The sequence below is a fragment of the Streptomyces katrae genome, from assembly GCF_000966975.1.
Taxonomy (GTDB): Bacteria; Actinomycetota; Actinomycetes; order Streptomycetales; family Streptomycetaceae; genus Streptomyces; species Streptomyces katrae.
The window spans coordinates 1-4,994 of the sequence record NZ_JZWV01000242.1 but is presented as its reverse complement, the minus strand read 5'-3'; the positions used below and the strand labels follow the sequence as shown (position 1 = coordinate 4,994).

Genomic DNA, 4,994 nt, shown 5'->3' with positions numbered 1-4,994 from the left:
CGCCCGGCGACATCCTGGTGATCACCACCGGCGACCCGCACCCGTGGGCCGCGCACGAGCTGTCCTTCGGCGAGGCCTCCTACTGGGCCCAGCACGACGCCGGGGACGACGTCTTCTACGCGGACGCGGCGCACGTGCAGCGGGCCGCCGGCCGCCCCGTCGTGGTCTTCGCGGCCAACGGCGGACCGGCCGGGGCGACGGCCGCGGCGCTGCCGGTCGCGCTCGCCCGGGCGGGTGCGCTGCTCGTCGTCTGCGGTGACGCGAAGCAGATCAACTCCGTGCTGGGTGCGGGCGTCTGACGCCCCGTCTCCCGTACGGGCGAGGGGCGGGGCGGGCCGGTGCCGGCCCCGCTGAGGTCCGAGGCCCGACCAGCCGTACCCCCTTCCACGGGAGTGCGGCCGTGCGGGCCTGGGCCCTGTCCTGACGGGCCCTCGGCCTAGCGGGCGGCCGCCCGGCGCAGGGGTTCGACCATCCCGCCGGCGGTGCTCAGGGGCAGGGGCGCGACCTCGGTCATGGAGCCGAGCCGCTCGGGCCGGGATTCCGAGCTGGGGTGCCGTCCACCACGGCCTTCGCCCAGCACCTGCCAGCCCCCGCGGGTCAGCGTGATGTACGCGCCGCAGCGCAGCCCGTGCAGGGTGCAGGCGTCCCGCAGCCCCCACATCCAGGCCCCGTCCTCCTCGGTCCACCGCTCGTCGCCGTCGCGGCAGTACATCAGCACCGCCGTCCGGACCGGGGTCCGCCGCCGAAGGTCGTGCGGGATGACCCGGCGCAGCCGGGACAGCAGGGCGTTGCGGTATTCCCAGCCGTCCGCCGAGGCCGAGCGCTGCACGAACGAGGCGCTGGCGACGAGCCGTTCCTCGGGGCCGAGCACGGCTATGACGGCGGTGGAGGGCACGGGGCTGTGCCGGGAGTGCAGGCCGCTGACCACCTCGCGCGGGTTGCGCAGCAGGGGTACCCCAGCGGCGGTCCATTCGGAGGGTTCGAGCAGACGGCCGTGCCGGCTGGCGCCACCAGTGGCCGTTGTCAGGGACGCGGTCGCGGGCGGAGCGAATCCGAAGGTCACGGTCCTCCCTTCGGGTACACGCCCGCGAACGGGCACGGCTGAGGTGTGGGCGCGCCGCAGCGCGGCCCAGGAGAGTGCCGACGAGCCGAGCGGGAGCACTCCGATTCTCGCGTGGCCCGCGACGGTGGGGCAATGAGCATTTGGCGACGCGGACCGGAATTCGCCGGTATGCCGCTCATATCCTTGCCCCGCCACGCCGGAGACGACTCATTCCGCTACGGCTGGAGCGCGAGCACCAGCGGAAACACCCCCCCAGCCCCCGCTCGTCGCAGCAGCCGGGCGGCCACTGCGAGGGTCCAGCCGCTCTCCGCGCGGTCGTCGACGAGGAACACCGGACCAGGGACCTCGGCAAGGCTCGCCGCCAGGCCTGGCGGCACGGTCAAGGCCTGGTGGAGCCCCCGGACTCGCTGGGCGCTGTTCGAGGACGGCAGCCCGAACTCCGGGGCCTCGTCGGTGTACTCCAGGGCTCCGAGCAGTGGGATCCGTCCGACCTCCGCGATCCGCGTGGCCAGCGACGCGACCAGTTGCGGGCGGCTGCGCGAGGGCAGCGCGACCACTCCCACGGGCCGGGCCGGGGCGTCCTCGGCGCCCGAGGCCCAACCGCCCGGTCCCCGGGCCCAGTCGGCCAGAACCGCCACCACGGCCTGGGCCACGTCGTCCGGAACGGTCTGGTCGGGTGCCTGGGGGGCCAGCATCGGGCGCAGCCGGTTGCCCCAGCCGATGTCGGACAGCCTGCCCAGCGCCCGGCCGGGCGCGGACTGTTCGCCGGCCGGGATCCGCCCCTTGAGGTCCACGCCCACCGCCGCGAGCCCGGTCGGCCACATCCGGCGCGGTTCCAATTCCACTCCGGGACGGCCCAGTTCCCCCCGGGCGGTGTCCAGTGAGGCGGCGGAGACCGCCGCGGTGAAGCGGGCGCCCGCGCAGTTGTCGCAGCGGCCGCAGGGGGCGGCCTCCTCGTCGTCGAGCTGGCGGCGCAGGAACTCCATCCGGCAGCCGGTGGACGCGGCGTAGTCGCGCATCGCCTGCTGCTCGGCGGCCCGCTGGCGGGCGACCCACGCGTAGCGCTCGGCGTCGTACACCCAGGGCTCGCCCGTGGCGGTCCAGCCGCCCTTGACCCGGTGGACCGCGCCGTCCACGTCCAGCACCTTGAGCATCGTCTCCAGCCGGGTCCGGCGCAGGTCGACCAGCGGCTCCAGGGCCGGGAGCGACATCGGGCGGCCGGCCTGGGCCAGGGCGTCCAGGGTGCGGCGCACCTGCTCCTCCGGGGGGAAGGCGACCGAGGCGAAGTACTGCCAGATCGCCTCGTCCTCGCGGCCGGGGAGCAGCAGCACCTCCGCGTGCTCGACACCACGGCCGGCGCGGCCGACCTGCTGGTAGTAGGCGATGGGGGAGGAGGGCGAGCCCAGGTGCACCACGAAGCCCAGGTCGGGCTTGTCGAAGCCCATGCCGAGGGCGGAGGTGGCCACCAGGGCCTTGACCCGGTTCGCCTGCAGATCGTTCTCCGCCTGCTCGCGGTCGGCGTTCTCGGTCTTGCCGGTGTACGAGGAAACCGTGTGCCCGCGGTGGCGCAGGTAGGCGGTGACCTCCTCGGCGGCGGCCACCGTCAGGGTGTAGATGATCCCGGAGCCCGGCAGGTCGGCCAGGTGGTCGGCGAGCCACGCCAGGCGGTGCGCGGCGTCGGGCAGGGTCACCACGGCCAGGCTCAGGCTCTCGCGGTCCAGGGGGCCGCGCAGCACCAGGGCGTCCGTGCCCGCCCCGGTGCCGAGCTGTTCGGCCACGTCGGCCGTCACCCGGGCGTTGGCCGTGGCGGTCGTCGCCAGGACCGGGACGCCCGGCGGGAGGTCGGCCAGCATCGTGCGCAGCCGGCGGTAGTCGGGGCGGAAGTCGTGCCCCCAGTCCGAGATGCAGTGGGCCTCGTCGACCACGAGCAGGCCCGTGGCAGCGGCCAGCTTGGGCAGGACCTGGTCGCGGAACTCGGGGTTGTTGAGGCGCTCCGGGCTGACCAGCAGGACGTCCACCTCACCCGCCGCGACCTCGGCCTGGATGCCCTCCCACTCCTCGGGGTTGGAGGAGTTGATGGTGCGGGCGTGGATCCCGGCGCGGGCGGCGGCCTCGACCTGATTGCGCATCAGCGCGAGCAGTGGGGAGACGATCACGGTCGGTCCGGCGCCGCTCGCTCGCAGCAGGGAGGTGGCGACGAAGTAGACCGCGGACTTGCCCCAGCCCGTGCGCTGGACGACCAGGGCCCGCCGCTTGTGCGCGACGAGGGCCTCGATCGCCCGCCACTGGTCCTCGCGCAGCCGCGCGGTGCCCGTGGGGTCGCCCACGAGGCGGGCGAGTACGGAATCTGCGGAGGACCTCAGGTCTGCGTTCATGCCCCCCATGCAACCCGATCCCTCTGACATCGCGCCAATGCGGACGCCGCCCTGTGGATGTTGAAGGCTGAACGGCCCGGGGAGTTATCCACAGGGGTTTCCGGATCGGATCACGCACGGGACCTTCGAGGCATGACGACGAACCACGAATCACGCAGCCCGTCCGGCCGGCCGTCCATCAGCCCCGCCGGAGCCCCCACCGAACCCCAGATCACCCTGCGCAGCCCTGCCGAACTGGCCGACGCGCTGCCCTACATGCTCGGCTTCCACCCCACCGACTCCCTCGTCATGGTCTCCGTCCACGGCGCGTGCGGCCGCTTCGGCGGCCGGCTCCGCGTCGGCATCCCCACCGCCCCCGCCGAATGGGAGGACACCGCCCGCCAGGTCGCCGAATGCCTGATCAAGGGCGGCGAACGGCGCGGGGACAAGCCCGACGGCATCGTGGTCTTCCTCTGCCAGGACCCGGCCGGGGGTGAGAGCGGGCAGCGGGTCATGACCCGGCTGCGGCCGCTCGCCCAGCGGCTCCGGACGGCCTGCGGAGCCCTGGACGTCCCGGTCCTGGAGGCCCTGTGCCTCTCCGGCGGCCGCTACTGGTCCTACGTCTGCCCCGAGGCAGGCTGCTGCCCCGCCGAAGGAACGCCGCTGGCCCCGGCCGGCACCTCGGTGATGGCCGCGGCGGCCACCTTCGCCGGGCTCCAGGTCCGCGGCTCCCTCAAGGAGATCGAGAAGCGGATGGCCCCGCTCGGCGGGGCCTGGGCCACGGAGCAGGAGGAGGCGCTCGAGCGGGCCGCGGCATCCCTCGTGCCCCGGATCCTCGACGGGGAGACCCGCGAGGAGGTCGGCGCCCAGACCCTCGGCCTGGCCCGCACCCTCATGCGGCGGCTGACCCTCGCCCCACCCGCGGAGGGCGGGCCCGGAGCGGACGACTGGGACGACGCGCTGCTCGGCCACGACGAGGCCGCCGCCGTGATCCTCGGACTCCAGGACAGGGCGATCCGCGACATCGCCGCCGAGTGGATGGAAGGCGACGAGGCCGCCCCCGCCCTGCGCCTGTGGCGGGCCCTGGCCCGGCGCTGCGTCGGCGCCTACTCGGAGCACGCGGCGGCCCCGCTCACCCTGGCCGGCTGGGTCTCGTGGTCCAGCGGGGACGAGCCGACCGCCCGGATCGCCCTCGGGCTGGCCCTGCGGGCCGACGCCGAGTACCGGTTCGCCCAGCTGCTCCACCACGCCTGCAACGAGGGGATCGACCCCGAGGGGCTGCGGCAGTGCCTGCGGGAGGAGCGCAGGCGCCGCGAACCCCGCCGCAAGCGGGAGGCCGCCACCACGCGCCCGCCCGGCCGCCGGACCGCACCGCGCCGCCGCCCCTCCCGCCGCGCAGAGGGGAACGGGCAGTGAGCGCCCGTCAGGCCCCGCTGCCGGGCCGCTTCTTGCGGCGGCCGTGGAGCGCGCCGGGCGGCTCCGCGCGCCGTCCGCGTGCCACCCGCTGCGGGCCGCCGTCGGCGGGTCCCGTGACCCGGGCGGGGGCGGGGGCGTTCAGCCGGTGGGCGGTGGGGGTC

At 75.3% G+C, this 4,994-nt stretch carries 3 protein-coding genes and 1 pseudogene; 2 read left to right on the top strand and 2 right to left on the bottom strand.

Annotated elements, in window-relative coordinates; genetic code table 11:
• A pseudogene (locus tag VR44_RS10785) lies at positions 1–299 on the top strand (hypothetical protein); the annotation flags it as partial.
• A 137-nt stretch (positions 300–436) separates the two neighbouring features.
• Here VR44_RS10785 and VR44_RS10780 read toward each other — a convergent pair.
• Both VR44_RS10780 and VR44_RS10775 read right to left on the bottom strand, forming a co-directional pair.
• The gene (locus VR44_RS10780) at positions 437–1,063 is read right to left on the bottom strand and encodes a hypothetical protein (protein ID WP_045947206.1); all 627 of its coding nucleotides are present in this window, start codon (positions 1,061–1,063) and stop codon (positions 437–439) included.
• 215 nt (positions 1,064–1,278) lie between these two features.
• Positions 1,279–3,438, bottom strand: a complete 2,160-nt coding sequence (locus VR44_RS10775) for a RecQ family ATP-dependent DNA helicase (RefSeq protein ID WP_045947209.1) — start codon at positions 3,436–3,438, stop codon at positions 1,279–1,281.
• A 132-nt stretch (positions 3,439–3,570) separates the two neighbouring features.
• Between VR44_RS10775 and VR44_RS10770 the strand changes: the two genes are divergently transcribed.
• Positions 3,571–4,833 carry a DUF4192 domain-containing protein gene (locus VR44_RS10770; RefSeq protein ID WP_094191548.1) on the top strand — a complete coding sequence of 421 codons (1,263 nt, stop codon included), beginning with the start codon at positions 3,571–3,573 and terminating at the stop codon, positions 4,831–4,833.
• Positions 4,834–4,994 lie beyond the last annotated feature (161 nt).